Annotated in this window: 18 protein-coding genes; 6 read left to right on the top strand and 12 right to left on the bottom strand. The window is 66.6% G+C overall.

Annotated features, from left to right (window positions below; translation table 11 throughout):
• Positions 1–33 precede the first annotated feature (33 nt).
• From acpS to folK, 8 genes are all read right to left on the bottom strand, one after another.
• Positions 34–435, bottom strand: coding sequence for a holo-ACP synthase (gene acpS, locus IFE19_RS07100; protein ID WP_207826786.1), 402 nt, complete (start codon positions 433–435; stop codon positions 34–36).
• The gene (locus tag IFE19_RS07095; protein ID WP_207826785.1) at positions 432–1,190 is read right to left on the bottom strand and encodes a pyridoxine 5'-phosphate synthase; all 759 of its coding nucleotides are present in this window, start codon (positions 1,188–1,190) and stop codon (positions 432–434) included. Before IFE19_RS07095 ends, acpS begins: the two co-directional genes overlap by 4 nt.
• A 15-nt stretch (positions 1,191–1,205) precedes the next feature.
• Positions 1,206–1,790: an orotate phosphoribosyltransferase gene (gene pyrE / locus IFE19_RS07090; RefSeq protein WP_207826784.1), complete on the bottom strand. Its 585-nt coding sequence runs from the start codon at positions 1,788–1,790 to the stop codon at positions 1,206–1,208.
• 47 nt (positions 1,791–1,837) lie between these two features.
• On the bottom strand, positions 1,838–2,617 hold the full coding sequence (locus IFE19_RS07085; protein WP_207826783.1) for an LOG family protein: 780 nt from the start codon (positions 2,615–2,617) through the stop codon (positions 1,838–1,840).
• A gap of 30 nt (positions 2,618–2,647) precedes the next feature.
• The gene (locus IFE19_RS07080) at positions 2,648–4,801 is read right to left on the bottom strand and encodes a RelA/SpoT family protein (protein WP_207826782.1); all 2,154 of its coding nucleotides are present in this window, start codon (positions 4,799–4,801) and stop codon (positions 2,648–2,650) included.
• Between the two features lie 188 nt (positions 4,802–4,989).
• Positions 4,990–5,349: a DNA-directed RNA polymerase subunit omega gene (gene rpoZ, locus IFE19_RS07075; protein ID WP_207826781.1), complete on the bottom strand. Its 360-nt coding sequence runs from the start codon at positions 5,347–5,349 to the stop codon at positions 4,990–4,992.
• Positions 5,350–5,442: 93 nt separating this feature from the next.
• On the bottom strand, positions 5,443–5,862 hold the full coding sequence (locus IFE19_RS07070) for a cupin domain-containing protein (protein WP_225910442.1): 420 nt from the start codon (positions 5,860–5,862) through the stop codon (positions 5,443–5,445).
• 53 nt (positions 5,863–5,915) lie between these two features.
• Positions 5,916–6,455 (bottom strand): 2-amino-4-hydroxy-6-hydroxymethyldihydropteridine diphosphokinase, encoded by a 540-nt coding sequence (gene folK, locus IFE19_RS07065; protein WP_225910441.1) that lies wholly within the window; start codon positions 6,453–6,455, stop codon positions 5,916–5,918.
• A gap of 30 nt (positions 6,456–6,485) precedes the next feature.
• Between folK and IFE19_RS07060 the strand changes: the two genes are divergently transcribed.
• Positions 6,486–7,067, top strand: a complete 582-nt coding sequence (locus tag IFE19_RS07060) for a LabA-like NYN domain-containing protein (RefSeq protein WP_207826779.1) — start codon at positions 6,486–6,488, stop codon at positions 7,065–7,067.
• Positions 7,064–7,708, top strand: a complete 645-nt coding sequence (locus tag IFE19_RS07055; protein WP_207826777.1) for a uracil-DNA glycosylase — start codon at positions 7,064–7,066, stop codon at positions 7,706–7,708. Before IFE19_RS07060 ends, IFE19_RS07055 begins: the two co-directional genes overlap by 4 nt.
• 1 nt (position 7,709) lies before the next feature.
• Here the strand turns inward: IFE19_RS07055 and IFE19_RS07050 are convergent, their stop codons facing one another.
• Complete coding sequence (locus tag IFE19_RS07050) at positions 7,710–8,927, bottom strand: N-acetylmuramoyl-L-alanine amidase (protein WP_225910440.1); 1,218 nt, start codon at positions 8,925–8,927, stop codon at positions 7,710–7,712.
• Between the two features lie 454 nt (positions 8,928–9,381).
• Between IFE19_RS07050 and IFE19_RS07045 the strand changes: the two genes are divergently transcribed.
• From IFE19_RS07045 to IFE19_RS07035, 3 genes are read left to right on the top strand one after another with little or no spacing between them, the layout of a single operon-like run.
• Positions 9,382–12,063, top strand: a complete 2,682-nt coding sequence (locus tag IFE19_RS07045; RefSeq protein WP_207826775.1) for an Rne/Rng family ribonuclease — start codon at positions 9,382–9,384, stop codon at positions 12,061–12,063.
• Between the two features lie 54 nt (positions 12,064–12,117).
• Positions 12,118–13,542 carry a M48 family metalloprotease gene (locus tag IFE19_RS07040; RefSeq protein WP_207826774.1) on the top strand — a complete coding sequence of 475 codons (1,425 nt, stop codon included), beginning with the start codon at positions 12,118–12,120 and terminating at the stop codon, positions 13,540–13,542.
• Between the two features lie 31 nt (positions 13,543–13,573).
• Positions 13,574–14,377, top strand: a complete 804-nt coding sequence (locus tag IFE19_RS07035; RefSeq protein ID WP_207826772.1) for a DsbA family protein — start codon at positions 13,574–13,576, stop codon at positions 14,375–14,377.
• Here IFE19_RS07035 and IFE19_RS07030 read toward each other — a convergent pair.
• The 3 genes from IFE19_RS07030 to thiS all read right to left on the bottom strand — a co-directional run bounded on the left by IFE19_RS07030 (position 14,374) and on the right by thiS (position 17,326).
• Positions 14,374–16,068, bottom strand: coding sequence for a tetratricopeptide repeat protein (locus IFE19_RS07030; RefSeq protein ID WP_207826770.1), 1,695 nt, complete (start codon positions 16,066–16,068; stop codon positions 14,374–14,376). The genes IFE19_RS07035 and IFE19_RS07030 overlap by 4 nt on opposite strands.
• Positions 16,069–16,144: 76 nt before the next feature.
• Positions 16,145–16,933 (bottom strand): thiazole synthase, encoded by a 789-nt coding sequence (locus IFE19_RS07025; protein WP_207826768.1) that lies wholly within the window; start codon positions 16,931–16,933, stop codon positions 16,145–16,147.
• A 195-nt stretch (positions 16,934–17,128) separates the two neighbouring features.
• Entirely contained in the window at positions 17,129–17,326 is a 198-nt protein-coding gene (thiS, locus tag IFE19_RS07020) for a sulfur carrier protein ThiS (RefSeq protein ID WP_207826766.1), read from the bottom strand.
• A 567-nt stretch (positions 17,327–17,893) separates the two neighbouring features.
• Here thiS and aroQ point away from each other — a divergent pair.
• Complete coding sequence (gene aroQ, locus IFE19_RS07015) at positions 17,894–18,367, top strand: type II 3-dehydroquinate dehydratase (protein WP_207826763.1); 474 nt, start codon at positions 17,894–17,896, stop codon at positions 18,365–18,367.
• Positions 18,368–18,379 lie beyond the last annotated feature (12 nt).

Genomic DNA, 18,379 nt, shown 5'->3' with positions numbered 1-18,379 from the left:
CGCGGGGTTGGAAGCCTGAGGCGTAATGGCTGATTACGCCACGGGCAAGGCTTCGATGACCACGAAAGCGAGAGCATAAGGATGTTCGTCGCTGAGGGTCAGATGGATGCGCGCTTCATGACCCGGCGGGGTCAGACGCGCCAGATGCTCGGCGGCGTGGCCGGTCAGGGCCAGGGTCGGCTGACCCGACTTCAGGTTCACCACCCCCATGTCGCGCCAATAGACGTCGGCGCGCATCCCCGTCCCCAGGGCCTTCGCGCAGGCCTCCTTGGCCGCGAACCGCTTGGCGTAGCTCCAGGCCGGGTCAGGCTTGCGGTCCGAACGGGTGCGTTCGATCTCGGTGAAGACGCGGTTCTTGAAGCGGTCGCCAAACCGATCCAGCGACGCCTCGATGCGCCGGATATCCGACATATCGGCGCCGATACCGATGATCACCGGTTCGCCCCCGCCACCGCCTCGTCCATCGCCGTCCGCATCCGGCGGATGGCGGCGTCCAGGCCGACGAAGACCGCCTCACCGATCAGGAAGTGGCCGATGTTCAGTTCCTTGATCTCAGGGATTTCCAGAACCACGCTGGCGGTAGCGTAGTCGAGGCCGTGCCCAGCATGGACCTCCAGCCCCAGGATGTCAGCCTGGGCGGCGGCGGCGGCCAGACGGTCCAGCTCGAACGCGCGTTCGGCCGGATCGGTCAGGTGGCAATAGCGGCCGGTGTGGAACTCAACCACCTGGGCGCCCACGGCGGCGGCGGCCTCGACCTGGGCCTCGGACGGTTCGATGAACAGGCTGACGCGGATGCCCGCCTCCGACAGGGCCTTCACCACGGGCGCGATGCGCGCCTCGTGACCGGCGACGGCCAGACCGCCCTCGGTCGTAACCTCCTCGCGCCGTTCCGGCACCAGACAGGCGGCATGCGGACGGTGACGCAGGGCGATGGCCAGCATCTCCTCCGTTACGGCCATCTCGAAGTTCAGCGGCTTGCCCGCGCGACGGCACAGGGCCGTCAGCACGTCGATGTCGGCGTCGGTGATGTGGCGGCGATCTTCGCGCAGGTGGGCGGTGATGCCGTCCGCTCCCGCCGCTAGCGCCGCCTCAGCCGCGCGGGCCGGATCGGGATGAGCGCCGCCGCGCGCGTTACGAACCGTGGCGACGTGGTCGATGTTGACGCCCAGACGAACTCGCTCGCGCTTCATCCCGTTCTCTTTCTTCTACTTGGACAGCCGGCGGCTGCCCGGGTCCTCAACCGGCAGGGCGGCCAGTTCTGGCGGCAGGGCGTCGGCCGGATAGGCCGGCACATCGAGCGTCGCCAGCGCGATCAGCGGCACGCCCACGTCAGCACGACCGCCTGAGCGGTCGACGATGCAGGCGGCGGCGACGACCTCGCCCCCGGCCTTCTGGATGGCGGCGATGCATTCGCGCGACGACAGGCCGGTCGTGACGATGTCCTCGACCATGACGACCTTCTCGCCCGGCTCGACGGTGAAGCCGCGGCGCAGCTTGAACTCGCCGCCCTCGCGCTCGACGTAGAGCGAACGCACGTTCAGGTGCTTGGCTGTCTCATAGCCGGGTATGATGCCGCCGACGGCGGGCGAGATGGCCACATCGACCGGGCCGACCGTGGCGACGATCTTCTCGGCCAGTGCCTTGCACAGGCGCTCGCAGCGACGACCGTCCATGAAGACCAGGTTCTTCTGCAGGAAGACCGGGCTGTGCAGGCCGGACGACAGGACGAAATGGCCTTCGCGCAGGGCGCCGGCGTCGCGGAATTCGTTGAGGACGTCTTCAGTGTTCATGAGAGGCTCCCTTAGACCCTGCATCCCCGCCCCTCAAGCCGAGCGACCTACTTGATGTCGCAGTTCGGCTTCAGTCCGCCTTCCAGCAACTTCGCCCACACCGTCTCGGCGTCGTCGGCGAACGAGAACAGCGCCATGTCCGAAGCCTTGACCATGCCGTGCTCGATCAGGGTGTCGAAGTTGATGACCGAGCGCCAATAGGCCTCGTCGAACAGGACGATGGGGATCGGCGGCGCCTTGTCGGTCTGACGCAGGGTCAGGATCTCGAACAGCTCGTCCAGGGTGCCGAAGCCGCCGGGGAAGACCACCAGACCATTGGCCCGCATGGCCAGGTGCATCTTGCGCATGGCGAAGTAGTGGAACTGGAAGGTCAGCTCCGGCGTCGACCAGGGGTTCGGCACCTGCTCGTGCGGCAGGGTGACGTTGAAGCCGATCGACGGGGCGCCCGCTTCGTGCGCGCCCTGATTGGCGGCCTGCATGATGCCCGGCCCGCCGCCAGTGGCGATGACGTTGTCGCGCACCTCGCCCGGCGAGCCGCGGAAGGCCCCGCCCCGTTCCGAGGCGATGCGGCCGAACTGGCGTGCCTGCTCGTACCAGTAGGCGTGCCGTCCGCCCCCGTTGGCGCCGACGCGGGCGCTGCCGAACACCACCAGGGTCGAACGCACGCCCCAGGCCTTCAGCGCCTCCTCGGCCTTTTCGTACTCCATCAGGAAGCGCACGCCGCGCATCGACTCGCCCAGCAGGAAGTCCTGATCCAGAGCCGCCAGACGATAGGAGGGCGACGCCAGTTGAGCGGCGTTGGCGAGAGCTTGCTGTTCGGGAGACATTTCGGCCTTCAGAGTCAGACGCGCGGGCGATCAGCCGCGCGCGCGGTCCACGGTGTCGACGGACGGATTGGCGCGCAGCGCCGCGATGATCATGGTGGCGTGACGGGCGTCTTCGACCTCCACGTCGATGTCGACGTCGAAGAAGTCCTGCTGACGATGCGCCATCGACAGGTTCAGGATATTGCCGCCGGCCTCGCCGATAATGGTGGCCACCTGCCCCAGCACGCCGGGCGCATTGCGGATCGTTGCGCGCAGTCGGGCCGAAGCCACGGCGTCCTGCTCGGCCTGCGGCGTCCATTGCAGGTCCTGCCAGACGCTGTCGTCGTCGGCGAAATCGGCCAGGCTTTGACAGTCGATGGTATGCACCGTCAGCCCCTTGTCGGGTTCCAGGATGCCAACGATGCGGTCGCCCGGCACCGGCGAACAACAGGCGCCGAAGTGGATGCTGACGCCCGGCGTCAGACCGCTGCCGCGCACGAACAGGCGGGCCTGATCATTGCCGATCCGCTTGCGCTCTGGCCCGGCCTTCAACTGGCCCTTCAGCGCCGGGAACATGGTCTCGGCGATCTTGGTGGCGGCCAGACGTCCCCGCCCGATGGCGTCGAACATGTCCTCTTCGGTGGCGATGGCGTGGGTTTCCAGCACCGGCTTCAGCGAGACGTCGGCCAGCGACTTGCCCGCCCGCTCGAGCGTCTGCTCCAGCGTCGCCTTGCCCAGACGCACGAACTCGTCACGTTCCGAAGTGCGGATGTGGCGGCGGATCGCCGAACGCGCCCGGCCGGTGACCGTCAGACTGCGCCAGTCGGTCGGCACCTCGCGCTTGGTGCCGCGAATGATCTCGACCACGTCGCCGTTCTGAAGCGCCGTGCGCATCGGCTTCAGCTCGCCGTTGATCTTGACGCCCACGGCCGTGTCGCCGACCTCGGTGTGGACGGCATAGGCGAAGTCCAGCGCCATGCCGCCGCGCGGCAGGGTGATCAGCGCGCCCTTGGGCGTGAAGACGAAGACCTGATCCAGGTACATTTCGAGCTTGGCGTGCTCGACCCAGTCCTCGCCGCCCTCGCCATGTTCGATGACCTGAACCAGATGGCGCAGGTTCAGCAGCGGGTCACGCCCGCCATCGGCCTCCATCGCCTCGCGGTCAAAGCCATAGGAGTGGTTCTTGTAGGCCCAGTGCGCGGCAACCCCGTCCTCGGCCACACGGTCCATGATCTCGGTGCGGATCTGCATCTCGATGCGCAGACCGCCCGGGCCGACCACCGTGGTGTGCAGCGAGCGATAGTTGTTCGACTTGGGCGTCGAGATGAAGTCCTTGAACCGTTCCGGCACCATGGGCCAGGCCCGGTGGATGACGCCCAGGGCGCGGTAACAATCGTCCTCGGCCTCAACAATCACGCGGAAGCCGTAGATGTCCGACAAGGACGAGAAGCCGACCGACTTCCTCTGCAACTTGCGCCAGATCGAATAGGGCGTCTTTTCGCGACCCTTCACATGGGCGGGGATGCCCGCCTCGCTGAGAACCGTCTCGATCTCACGCGACACGCCCTCGATGGCGCGGCCGTGCTCCAGCTTCAGCGCCTCCAGACGGCGCTGGATGGCGACGCGGGCCGTGGCGTTCAGGTGTTCGAACGCCAGTTCTTCCAGTTCCGACGCGATGGAGTGGATGCCGATGGAGCGACCCAGCGGCGCATAGACTTCCAGGGTCTCGCGGCTGATGCGCTCACGCTTCTCCGGCTTGACGAAGTGCAGGGTGCGCATGTTGTGCAGGCGGTCGGCCAGCTTGACCAGCAGGACCCGCACGTCCTTGGAGATGGCCAGAATGAACTTGCGCAGGTTCTCGGCCTGACGCGTATGCTCGGCCTGAAGCTCCAGCCGCGACAGCTTGGTCACGCCCTCGACCAGGACGGCGATCTCTTCGCCGAACATGGCGGCGATGTCGTCGCGGGTGGCCGAGGTGTCCTCGACCACGTCATGCAGCAGGGCCGTGACGATGGTGGCCGTATCCAGCCGATAATCGGTCAGGATGCCCGCGACCTGAATGGGATGGGCGAAATAGGGATCGCCCGAAGCCCGCAACTGCGAGCCATGCATCTTCATCGCATAGACGTAGGCGCGGTTCAGCAGCGCCTCGTCCGCTGTCGGATCATAGGCCTTGACCGCCTCGATCAATTCAAACTGGCGCATGATCGGAGCGCGCTTGGCTTCAGGCACTTGAGACACGGACGGGGAGGACTCGGAAACTTCAGACGACAACGGCGTCGCCCCGGAAAGGAGCGACGCCGTCTGGTCTATCTGATTCGCGACTTGGCCCGGCGACGGGTCCGCGGGGGACCGCGCCGGGAGGATGGTTACGCCGTTGACAGGCTCAGCCGTCAGTAGCGTTCCTCCTGACCGCCGTCCCGATCGCTCTGCAGCGCGCGGATCAGCTCGGCCTCGGCCATGTTCATGTGCTGCGGCTCGGCCAGCAGGGCCACGACTTCGGCTTCATCCTCGGCCTCGGTACGTTCATCGACGCGTTGCAGCGTGGTGATGATGTTCTCGCGCAGTTCGTCCGGCACGACAGTGTCGTCGGCGATCTCGCGCAGAGCCACGACCGGGTTCTTGTCATTGTCGCGGTCCAGCGTCAGAGGCGCGCCGTTGGCGATGTTGCGGGCGCGGTGACCGGCCAACAGAACCAGACCAAAGCGGTTCGGAACCTTCTCGATGCAGTCTTCGACAGTGACGCGGGCCATGAAATTCCTCTGGCGGCAGGGAGAACCGCACAAAATATAGGGTTAGGCGTGATTGTGCAACGCCGCGAAGGCCGGAATGCGGCGCAAAACGCCTCAGTTCTTCCTTTGGGCCAGCGGATAGCTGATGATCAGCACCAGGTCCACCTCTCCCGTTTGGCGAATGCCCACGACATTGCCGTCGAACAGATAGGCGGCGTCGCCCGCACGCATCCGCGTCGTCACCCCGTCAGACGTCACATCGCCTTCGCCGCTGACGACGTAGTAGACCTCGTCGTGAGCAATGGGGTGCAGCCCGATGGCGGCGCCCGGATGCATGATCCGCTTGCGGAACTCCATGGCACGGTTCGGCACGCCATCGGAAATGCGATAGGCTGTGCTCATACCCTCCCCGTTGTGAGGCGGCGCCTGACGGACCATGACATCCGCCTCGCGGATCACCACGCCGGTCCCCGCCGGCGGCGAAGCGGGCGCAACCTGGATGGCGGCGATCAGGGCGAAAGCAGGTAGGAACACGGCCTTGTCCTCCGGTGTCATTTTCGACAAGGCTATCCCGCTTCGAGATCAGGTCAACGGTTCAATGGTCGCGCATCGACGCCGACCGTCGCCTGCTTCGCCAGGGACTCAGCTTCGCCTTCGACCGTCGGGTGCCGCCACGTCGGGGCGATTTCAGCCAGGGGCCCCATGACGAACAGACGCTCGGCCGCACGCGGATGCGGGAGGATCAGCCCGTCCAGGTCGCCGCTCAGCCGTCCATAGGCGATCAGATCCAGATCCAGGGTGCGCGGCGCGTTGCGAACGCTGCGTCGACGATCGAACACGTCCTCCATGCGCGACAGTTTGCTCATCAGAACGCCCGGATCATGATCGGTGCGCACAATCACCACGCCATTCAGAAATGGCGGATCGGTCGGATCGGGCCAGGCCTGCGACGACCACCAGGACGATCGCGCCAGAATATCGACGCCCTCGGCCCGGAAGCGGGCCAGTGCGGCCTCCAGCGCCTCCTCGCAAGACGCCCAGACGCCCTTGTCATTACAGCCCAGGGCGACGATGACTGCGCCGTCCAGATCCAGGTCGCCTTCGGGGATTTCGGTCGGGACGCTCATATTCTCGACCATTTCGACGGACTCATATTCATGACCGGCCGCACGGGCGACCGCATCGCCTTGTTCATCGACGGCGCCAACCTCTATTCGGCGGCCCGCGCGCTCAATGTCGATCTCGACTTCAGGAAGCTGTCCGACTGGTTCGGGCAGAAGGGTCAGCTGGTGCGCGCCTATTATTACACGGCGGTGGTCGAGGGCGAAGAGTTCTCGCCCATCCGGCCGCTCGTCGACTGGCTCGACTACAACGGCTTCACCGTCGTGACCAAGCCGGTCAAGCGCTTCACCGACGCCCATGGTCAGTCACGCATCAAGGGCAATATGGACATCGAGATCGCTGTCGACATGCTGGAGCTGACTCCGCACCTGGACCACATGATCCTGTTCTCGGGCGACGGCGACTTCCGGCGGCTGGTGCAGGCGATCCAGGCCAGGGGCGTGCGTGTCACGGTGGTTTCGACCACCAAGACCCAGCCGCCACAGATCGCTGATGAACTGCGCCGTCAGGCCGACGCCTTCATCGACCTGGCCGACGCCGCCGCCCATTTCAGCAAGCCCAAGAACGCCGCACCCCAGACCTTGGCGCGCACCTTTGAACGGGACGACCGCCCATGAACCGCGTCCTGAACCCGGAACCGGCCCGCGACTGCCCTCTGTGCCCACGGCTGGTCGCCTATCGGCAGGAGAACATCCGTCAGAACCCCGACTGGTGGAACGGCCCGGCCCCCTCTTTCGGCGATCCGAACGCGCGCCTGCTGATCGCGGGCCTGGCGCCGGGCCGTATGGGCGCCAACCGCACCGGCCGCCCCTTCACCGGCGACCATGCCGGATGGTTGCTTTACGACACCCTCAGGAAGACCGGATTCGCCAAGGGCAACTATGATCCTGACGGCAAGGACGATCTGGCCCTGATCGACTGCATGATCACCAACGCCGTGCGCTGCGCCCCGCCGCTGAACAAGCCGACGGGCGCCGAGGAAAACACTTGCCGGCCCTTCCTGATCGACCGTCTGGCCGCCCTGCCCCGCCTGAAAGTGATCGTGACCCTGGGCGACGTGTCCCGGCGCAGCATCCTGCGGACGCTCGGTCACCCCGGCACGGCCATCCCCGCCGGGCACGGCGTCGAAGGCAAGGTCGGAGCCTACACCATCATCAACAGCTATCACTGCTCGCGTCTGAACACGAATACGGGCCGCCTGACCCCGGACATGTTCGAGGAAATTTTCCACCGCGCCAGGCTGGCGCTCGCGGAATAGCTCAGCCGCCGCCGGCGACCTCGCCGGCCACCATCACCGGCGCCGAGGGTTCACGGAAGTAACGGTCGATCCCCTCGGCTACCGAGCGCATCAGACGGCGGCGCGCGCGCTCATCGGTCAGGACGCGCTCGTCTTCCGGATTGGTGATGAAGCCCATCTCCAGCAGGATGGCGGGCACGTCCGGGGCCAGCAGCACGGCCAGACCCGCGTCGCGATGGCTGCGGCGCAGCAAGGGATGGCTGTCGCCTTCCAAATGGGTCAGCAGGACCCGCGCGAACTGGGCCGAGCGGTTCTGGGTGGCGCGCTGGGTCATGTCCAGCAGGATGCGATCGACCGAGGGATCACGTCCTGGCAGACGCAGATCGCGCTGCCAGTCGTCGCCGCGCGTGTATTCGCGCACAGCCCGGCCCGCGCCCTGTTCCGACAGGGTATAGACGCTGGCGCCGCGCAGGGCCGGATCGGTCCCGGCGTCGGCGTGCAGGGAGATGAACAGGTCGGCCCCGGCGTCGCGGGCGATCTGCACCCGGCGGCCGTGAATGACATAGACGTCGCTGTCACGCGTCAGACGCACGCGATAGCGGCCGGTGCGCTCGATGGCGGCCTTCAGGTCGCGGGCGGCGGCCAGGGTGACGGCCTTTTCCTGGGCATGCTGGCCTTGCGCGCCCGGATCGCGGCCGCCGTGACCGGCGTCAATGACGATCAGCGGTTTTTCCCTGCGCGCCTGCTCACGACGCGGCGGGGTGCTGGCGGCGACCGCAGCAGCAGCGCCGGTGGCCTTCAGATCGATAACGTAGCGATAATGCGGGACCCCGTCGCCCGGTGGCAGCAGGAAGCGGCGCTCGATCTCGGCCCCGCGGGCCAGGTCCAGACGGACGCGCGAGGACGTGCCGGCGGAAGCCACCACATAGCCGCGCACCAGACCAGACCCACTGCCATCCAGTCCACGCCCCGGCGCCACATCAGAAAGAGCCACGACGACGCGGCCGGTCGTGCCGTCCTCGATCACCTGACCGCGCGTGGTCTTGCCTAGATCCAGCACGACCCGCGTGCGCTGGGCGTCGCCGCCGAAGCGAATGCCGGAAATCTGGCCGTCCGGCCCAAAGGCCAGGCCGCGCCCAGCCGTCAGCACGACGGCGCAAATCACGACGAAGGCCAGGCCCGTCATCGCCCATTCACGCACGCCCCAACGGGCCAGATTGTCACGCCACCGGCCATACATGGACGGACTTCACCCTTCTGGTTCAGACAGCAGAATGAGCGGCGCGACTAAGGATTTCGTTAATACCTGTAACGGTCGTGGTTCTTTTATTTTCCGCTACATATGCCTATGATCTGGTCCGCAAGCGAACGATCGCGCCCTCTGCATATTTCCGCAGGGTCGGGCGCGCCCTCCTCGCGGCGCTGACTTTCACCTCATTCCGAGGATCGCCCGGCCTGGCCGACGATCCGAAGAACGGGTCCGGGACGCGGCCTTGAACGGCGCGTTCGGATCCAGGACCGACAGAACCTCATGGGCCGACCCGCCTGCGCTCCCGACCGGCAGACCCTTGCCGCTCTCGCAATCCGCGAGGGGATGACGCGCGCCCTGGCCCCCATTTCCATTCGGCGAGCCGCCCCCTTGTCCGCGGAGACTTCCGCAGGGCCCGGCCTGGCGCGCCAGAGAGAGACTCTTAATGTCAAAGACTATGCTGATCGATGCGGCGCACGCGGAAGAAACCCGCGTCGCCATCGTGGACGGACGCCAGGTTGAGGAATTCGATTTCGAATCCACGGCCCGCCGTCAGCTTCGCGGCAACATCTACCTCGCCAAGGTCACCCGCGTAGAGCCCAGCCTTCAGGCGGCCTTCGTCGAGTACGGCGGCAACCGTCACGGCTTCCTGGCCTTCAACGAAATCCACCCGGACTATTACCAGATCCCGGTCGCCGACCGCGAAGCCATCATGGCTGAAGCGCACTCGGACGACGACGATCACGACGATCTGGGCCGTGAAGGCGACGATGAGTCCGAAGGCGGCCTGGCTGACGAGGAGCGCCTGAAGCGCCGCCTGATGCGTCGCTACAAGATCCAGGACGTCATCAAGCGCCGCCAGATCCTGCTGGTGCAGGTCGTCAAGGACGAGCGCGGCGCCAAGGGCGCGGCCCTGACCACCTGGCTGTCGCTGGCCGGCCGCTACTGCGTCCTGATGCCGAACACCGGCAAGGGCGGCGGCATTTCGCGCAAGATCACCAACACCTCGGACCGTCGCCGCCTGAAGGCCGCCGCCTCGGCGCTGAAGGTGCCCAAGGGCATGGGCCTGATCATCCGCACGGCCGGCGCCAAGCGCACCCGCGCCGAGATCAAGCGCGACTACGAATACCTGCTGCGACTGTGGGAGACGATCCGCGAGACGACGCTGAAGTCGAACGCCCCGGCCGTCATCTACGAAGAAGAAAACCTGGTCCGCCGCGCCGTGCGCGACATGTACGACAAGGACTTCGACGGCATTCAGGTCGAGGGCCTGGAAGGCTTCAAGGAAGCCCGTGACTTCATGCGCGTGCTGATGCCGTCGCAGGCCAAGAAGATCCACCTCTACCAGGGGTCCAAGCCCCTGTTCGCAGCCAACGGCATCGAAGAGGTGCTGACCCAGATCCACCAGCCGGTCGTGCCTCTGAAGTCGGGCGGCTATCTGGTGATCAACCAGACCGAGGCCCTGGTCGCCATCGACGTGAACTCGGGTCGTTCGACCAAGGAACGCAACGTCGAGGCCACCGCCACCAAGACCAACCTGGAAGCCGCCGTCGAGGCCGCCCGCCAGCTGCGTCTGCGCGACCTCGCCGGCCTGATCGTCATCGACTTCATCGACATGGATGAAGGCAAGAACAACCGCGCCGTCGAGAAGGCGCTGAAGGACGCGCTGGCCAAGGATCGCGCCCGCATCCAGATGGGCCGCATCTCGGGCTTCGGCCTGATGGAGATCAGCCGCCAGCGTCGCCGCCTGGGCGTGATCGAAGGCGCCACCGAGGTCTGCGCCTGCTGCCAGGGCGCCGGTCGCATCCGTTCGGCGGAAAGCGCCGCCCTGACCACCCTGCGCGCCGTGGACATCGAGGCTGGCCGCAACGGCGCCGGTTCGATCAACCTGCGCGTCTCGACCGCTGTCGCCCTCTATATCCTGAACCACAAGCGCAGCTATCTGCAGCGCCTGCTGGACCAGCGCGGCCTGAACGTCGTCATCCAGATCGACGACAGCCTGGCCCAGGGCGAACACGCCATCGAGCGCACCTCGACCAACGAAGACTTCGTGCCGGTCGTCACCCACATCTCGGCCGCCGAGCTGGACGACGGCTTCGACGACAGCGCCTTCGACCATGAGGACGAAGACGAGGACGACGAAGTCATCGAAGGCGACGACGAGGACGACGCCGATCTGGACCGTGAAGACGGTGACGACGACGAAGCCCGCGAGCGCGCCGAGCAACACGACGGCGAAGGCCGCGGTCGTGGCCGCCGTCGTCGTCGTCGCGGCGGTCGCCGTGACGAGGAAGCCTCGGACGAAGGCTCGGCTGATGTCGTCGCTGCTGATGACGAGGATGACGACAGCGAGGCCGGCCGTCGCCGTCGTCGCGGCCGTCGCGGCGGTCGTCGCATGCGTGAGGACGGTGAACGCGACGCCTTCACCTGGGTGCGCGGACGCACGCCGTCGCTGGACGATCCCTACGTCTGGTTCGACCCGATCAACCCCTCGCCCCGCGCCGAACGCGCGCCGGTCGAAACCGCGGAAACCCGTGACGCCGACGTCGTCGCTGGCGAGCGTCCGGAAGGCGAACGTGCCGAGCGTGAAGGCGGTCGTTCGCGCCGTCGTCGCGGGCGCGGTCGCGGCCGTGATCGGGGCGGCCTGGCCCACGAAGCCAAGGTCGAGGATCGCGCTGTCAACGAGGGCCTGCCCCCCGTCGGCTCGCCGGACACGCCCATCGCCACGATCATCCCGACCGAGGAAGCGACCGATGGCGCACCGGAAGTCGTCGTTGAAGCCGTCGAGGCGCCCAAGCGTCGCCGTGTCCGCCGCAAGGTCAGTGCTGATGTCGCCAGCGAAGCTGTGATCGAAGCTCCCGCCCAGGAAACGCCTGCCGAAGCCGTGGTCGAAGCGGAACCGGTCGCAATCCCCGCCCAACTGGACGTGGAACCTGTGGTGGCCGCCAAGATCGAAGCGGCCATCGAACAGGCGCTCGAGCCTGAAATCGCGCCCGAACCGGTCGCGGTCGTCGAACCGACGCCTGCTCCGACCCCCGAGGTCGACGTGGCCGCCATCATCGCCGAAGACCCCAATCAGATCGTCGCGCCGCCCGAAAAGCCCAAGCGCGGCTGGTGGCGCCGTTGATCGGACACGATTAAGCTTGAAGACACGGGGGAGACTGTCGCTCTGGAGTACGTCATGACCAGGCTTCCCCGTGTCGCAAAGGGCGTCGCATCACGCATCCTCGTCTCCGCCATTGCTACTGTGGCGGTGCTGGCGGCGGCGGGGTCGGCCTCGGCCCAAAGCCTGATCCGCGATACCGAGATCGAGGGGATCATTCATGAATGGTCCGAGCCGGTCTTCGTCGCCATGGGGCTGGACCCAAGCGAGGTCGAGATCCTGCTGGTCAACGACCAGGACCTGAACGCCTTCGCCACGCGCGGGCGGATCATGGGCCTGAACACCGGCCTGATCCTGCAGACCAAGACCCCGAACCAGCTTCTAGGCGTGATCGCCCACGAGGCCGGTCACATCAAGAACCGCCACACCCTGCGCGACGGCGCCCAGAACGCCGGCATGCAGCCGATGATCATGACCATGGCCCTGGGGGCCCTGGCCGCGATCGCCGGCGCGCCGGATGCAGGCGCCGCTCTGTTGGCGTCCAGCCAGTATTTCGGCACCCTGGGCGCCCTGCGCTACATGCAGAGCCAGGAGGGCGAGGCCGACATCACCGGCGCCCGCGCCCTGGAGCGCGCCGGGGAATCCGGCAAGGGCATGGTCGAGTTCTTCGAAAACTTCCGCTCGCAGGAAGTCTTCTCGGACCAGCGCCGCTACCCCTATTTCCGCAGCCATCCCCTGTCGTCGCAACGCATCGAGGCCCTGCGTCGTCCGGTCGAGGCCGCCGCCCACTACAACCATCAGGACAGTCCCGAGCGGATGGCTCAGCACGCCCTGGTCGTGGCCAAGATCCGCTCCTTCATGGAATCGCCGAACGCGGCCCTGCGCGACTATCCCTCGTCCGATACCTCCCTGCCCGCTCGCTATGCGCGGTCAATCGCCTGGTATCGCGACGGCCAGACGGACAAGGCGCTGGACGCCGTCGATGCCTTGTTGAGCGAACAGCCCGCCAATCCCTACTTCTGGGAGTTGAAGGGCCAGATCCTGTTCGAGGAAGGCCGCCCGGCCGAGGCCATCGGCGCCCACCAAAAGGCGGTCGAGCTGAAACCTGACGCTCCGTTGCTGAAGATCAACCTGGCCCATGCCCTGATCGAAACCAGCGACCCCGCCAACCTGGACGCCGCCGTCGATCAATTGAAACGCGCCGTCGCGCTGGAAAAAGACAACACCCTGGCCTGGCGTCTGCTGGGCCAGGCCTACGCCAGCCAGGGCAAGGAGGGCGAGGCGCGCTTGGCCTCGGCCGAGTACTGGTTCGCCCTGGGCCGCACGGAACAGGCCAACCAGTTCGCCATGCGCGCCCGTGACATGCTGGACCGCAACTCCATCGAATGGCGCCGCGCGACCGACATCGTCTTCTCGTCCGGCGCCACGCAAAGAGACATCGATGACGCCGAGCGCCGCAACGAGCAGCGCACCAACCGCGGCGTCATCCTGCCCAACACCTGACGCCGCCTGACCTGCCAATACCGAGATCTGCATGACCGACGACGAAGCCCGGCCTGACGCCCATACCCCGACGCCCGCTCCCCAAGGCAGTATCCTGTCGTCACTGTCCGGCAAGACCCTGGCCGGCGCGGCTCTGGCCGTCTCGGTCCTGGCCTTGGGCGCGTCGGTCGCCCCCTACCTGACCGGCGGCGATTTCGGCGGACGCGTGCGCGCCTATCTGGTCGCCAATCCGCAAGTTCTGGACGAGGTTCTGGCCGCGCGTCAGGCCCACGAGGAGCAGTCCCGCGTCCAGACCATCAACGCCGCCGTCAAGGCCAATCCGGCCCTGCTGGCCGCCGACGCCCGCGACCCCAGCTTCGGCCCCGCCGACGCCAAGGTCACGGTGATCGAGTTCTTCGACTTCCGCTGCCCGGGCTGCAAGGCCGTGGCGCATGACTACCGCGCCCTGATGGCCGCCCATCCTGAGGTCCGCTTCGTCTTCAAGGACTGGCCCATCCTGGACCGGGGCGACGACGTCACCTCGCAATACGCCGCCCGCGCCGCCCTGGCCGCGCATCAGCAGGGCAAGTATCTGGAGGTCTATGACGCCCTGATGACTGAGCGCGCCCTGGACCGCGCGGCCATCGACGGCATCCTGGTCCAGCACGGCGTCGACATGACCAAGGCCCAGGCGGCCATCGCCTCGCCCGAGATGACCCGCCACGTCACCGACATCCACACCGTGGCCGCGACCCTGGGCCTGCAAGGCACCCCGACCTTCTTCATCAACGGCAAGGCAAGCGCCAGCATCGAGCCTGCCGCCGTCGCCAAGATGATCGAAGACGCCAAGCGCTAGGCTGCGGCCAGGCTCCGCTCGCCGCCAATCCACTCGATGGTCGAACGTCGGGTCGCCTCGGCGGCGGCTTCGGCGTTTCCCAGCTTCCGTTCGGCCTCGGCCAGAACGAAATAGCTGTAGGGATCGCTGGGCCAGTCCTTCAGCAATTCCTCGATCTTGACCTTGGCCCCGGCGGCGTCGCCGCTGGCCAGCATGGCCGCCGCCAGACTGCGACGCGTCGGATACCAGATGATCGGCGGATCGCCGCCCTCGTCGTCCATGGCCTGAATTTGCGCCGCGCGAGTGAAGGCGGCGACGGCGGCGCTCGCATGGCCCTCGATCATCGCCGCGCGGCCTTCGAGGATACGCTGGGACAGTTCGGTGAAGACGGCCCGCTGCTCGGCCATGGGCCCGGTGAAGGGCGTGGCCTCGCGCAGGGCCTTGATGGCGTCCGCCTCGGCCCGCACAGCGGCGGCGTCGCCAGCCCTCGCCGCCGCCTCGCCCCGCGCATAACGCCAACTGATGCGCAGCAGCGGATGAGTGGCCGGCGGCTCTTTCAGCGCCGCCACCTGCTCCGGCGAACCGAATCGACCGTAAAGAGCGTAGGCGTTGTTGGCGACGATCTGCCGCCAGTATTCCTGGGCGCCGATGTTCGGATAGGTGCTCAGGAACCAGTCAGCGAGCTTCAGCCCCTCCTCGCCGCCCCCGGCCATCAGGGCGCCGCCCATGCCGAAGTGGATGTTGTGGGCGTGCAGCCGCATCGCCGGCACCCCGCCCGGCGGCCTGGCCAGGGCGTCATAGCGCCGGTCCAGCGCCACGGCGTTGACGTTGGACATCATCGCGTCCCGATAGCGCCCGACCCGGTAATAGGTATGCGACGGCATATGCACCAGATGGCTGGCCGCCGGGGCCAGCAGGGCCAGCCTCTCGCCATAGGGAATGGCCTTGTGCGGATCGTCCGACCACTCGGTCAGGTGGATATAGAGGTGGATCGCGCCCGGATCATTGGGGTCCTTCGCCAAGGCGTGTTTCAGCAGGCCCATGGCGCGCGGAATGGCCGGATCGGCGGCCTTGCCGTCGTCGTCCCACCATTCATCGGCGGCCAGAAGCCAGGCGTCAGCGGTGATGTTGGCGATGGCGACGTCGTCCGGGTTCTGGCGCGCGATCCGGTCCATGCGCTGGGCGAAGCGGTCAGCGCGGCTCTTGTCCCCGCCGGAATAGCGTTGGATCAGAGCATCGATCATCTGACGCTGAACCGGCGTGGCGTCGCGGGCCAGACGGCGCGCCTCGCGGGCGGCCGTGCGGGCGGCGTCGATGGAGGCCTTGTCCTGACCGCCGCCGTTCAGGTTGGGGCCGATGGCCCAGGCCTCGCCCCAGGCGCACATCCCGCACGACGGATCCAGCGCCCGCGCCTTGCGGAAAGCCCGCACCGATTCGGTATGCTCGAAGGCCCAGCGCAGCCGCACGCCGTGGTCGAACCAGGCCTGGGCTTCAGGACTAGCGGTATCGACCTTGAAGCCGCCGCTACCAAAGCCTTCGACCATGACGATGTCGTTGGTCGGGATGGCCTCGATGGACGAGCCGCCCGGCCCGCAGACCTGCGGCTGGTCCAGCAGGTCGCGCACCGCCTTGTCCGCCGTCGCGTCCGCCACCGCCATCGGCCCGATCATGCAGGCCGCCACGGCCGTACAGGCCATCAATCCGAAACGCATCGCACCCTCTCCCTCAGTCGCCGGAAGAGTGCGCGCCAGACAACGAGGCCGCAAGCGGCCTCAGCGTCGCAATACGCTAGATCAGACCCGCCAGCGGCGAGGACGGATCGGCGTAGAAGCGCTTCTTCATCCGTCCGGCCAGATAGGATTCCCGCCCCGCGATGACCGCGTGCTTCATGGCGCTGGCCATCAGGATCGGATCGCGCGCCTCGGCGATGGCGGTATTCATCAGCACGCCGTCGCAGCCCAGCTCCATGGCGATGGCGGCGTCCGAAGCCGTGCCGACGCCCGCATCGACCAGGACCGGCACCTTGGACTGCTCGACGATCAGACGGATATTGATGGGGTTCTGCACCCCCAGGCCCGAGCCGATCGGCGCGCCCAGCGGCATGATGGCCACGGCGCCTGCGTCTTCCAGCTTACGCGCATAGACGGGATCGTCGGTGCAATAGACCATGACCTCGAAACCCTCGGCCGTAAGCAGCTTCAGCGACCGCAGGGTTTCTTCCATGTCCGGGAACAGGGTGCGCTGGTCGGACAGGACCTCCAGCTTGACCAGGGTCCAGCCGCCCGCCTCGCGCGCCAGACGCAGGGTCCGCACCGCGTCCTCGCCGGTGAAGCAGCCCGCCGTATTGGGCAGGTAGGTGTATTTCTTGGGATCGAGGAAGTCCGTCAGCACCGGCTGGTTCGGATCGGTCAGATTGACCCGGCGCACGGCCACGGTGACGATCTCGGCGCCCGAAGCCTCGGCCGCCGCCGCGTTCTGGGCATAGTCCCGGTACTTGCCGGTGCCCACGATCAGGCGCGAGTTGAAGGTGCGGCCGGCGACGGTCCAGCTGTCGGTGCGGGGGGCTGTATCGGTCATGCCCCTGACCTAGCGCCGCCATGCGCCGGGGGGAAGCGTCGACACGGGATTTGATAACCGCGCCCACCCTTTCCGCTCATCCCCGCGGAGGCGGGGACCCAGTAAGAACCCCATGCTCCCACTTGGACCGTCAAGTCTGTCGCCAAAGAACTGGGTCCCCGCCTCCGCGGGGATGAGCGGGGTTTTAGGGAGACGTCAGCCGCCCCCGACGAACTGCACCAGCTCGATCCTGTCGCCCTCCGCCAGCGCGGTCTCCCCGTGCAGCGAACGCGGCACGATCTCCAGATTGCGCTCGACCGCCACCTTCTTCGGGTCCAGCGACAACTCCTGAACCAGGCCCAGAATGGTCGTGGCGGCGGTGTCCCGCCCCTCGCCGTTGACTTCGATACGCAAACTGTTCGCTCCAGAGGATGCAGGCAGGAGGCAAGCCTCCATCGAATGGCGTGGAGATATGCTGGCGCCGGCACCGGTGCAAAACGTTCTTTTGGGCCTCTGGTTCGCAGCTACTCTTCCCATGAAGGTCGAAACAGGAACAACACCGCAACACCAACGGTAACAGGAACGACCGACCAAAAAGCAATAAAGGGAACGAAGGAGGTATAAAGCCACCCGCTACCAAAGCTCACAGCATATGTTCTAAATCCCTCAGGTCGAACTGAAGACAGAGAGTGATAGACATATGTCGCTGCCCCCCATGCACCGTATAGCGCCAAGCTCGTCAAATACGCAGGCTTTATTCTTCTACTTCTCATACCCATGCACACCATAAGTGCGATCAAACTGCGCGATACCTTAGACGCAAAGTTGCTCCTGGTAGCCGCTATCCGACGAGTCTGATGGAGATTGCCCGCGCCTCCCCCAGCGTCAACCTTTTCAACCACCCGCTTTGCGCCGCGCGCCACCTGAGCTACAACGCGCGCTCGATTCCGCGCGGACACGGCGCGCCTGTTTTGCGAGCGAATGCCCGAAACCCTCACCCTCTATGTCCTGAACGGGCCCAACCTGAACCTTCTCGGGGTTCGGGAGCCGGACATCTATGGCCGCGAGACCCTGGCCGACGTCCAGGCGATGTGCGAGGCGGCGGCCGAGGGCGCGCGCGTGGTGTTCAAGCAATCCAATCACGAAGGCCAGCTTGTCGACTGGATCCATGAGGCGCGCAACGAGGCCAGCGCCCTGGTGATCAATCCCGCCGCCTTCACCCATACCTCGGTGGCCCTGCTGGATGCGTTGAAGACGCTCAGCGTGCCCGTCGTCGAATGCCACCTGTCGAGCCCTGCCGCGCGCGAGGATTTCCGGCGTCATTCCTATGTTTCGCTGGTTGCGACCGGCGTCATTTCGGGCTTCGGCCCCCACAGCTACGAACTGGCCGTCAAGGCCGCCCTTCGGCTGGCGCGGGAACGCGCGGCGGCCGGGGCTCGTTCGCCCAAGATCTAAAGAGAGACGCAC

This window comes from Brevundimonas pondensis, assembly GCF_017487345.1.
In the GTDB taxonomy this organism is placed as follows: domain Bacteria; phylum Pseudomonadota; class Alphaproteobacteria; order Caulobacterales; family Caulobacteraceae; genus Brevundimonas; species Brevundimonas pondensis.
The sequence above is the reverse complement of the archived record's forward strand: the minus strand, read 5'-3'. Positions and strand labels throughout refer to the sequence as shown.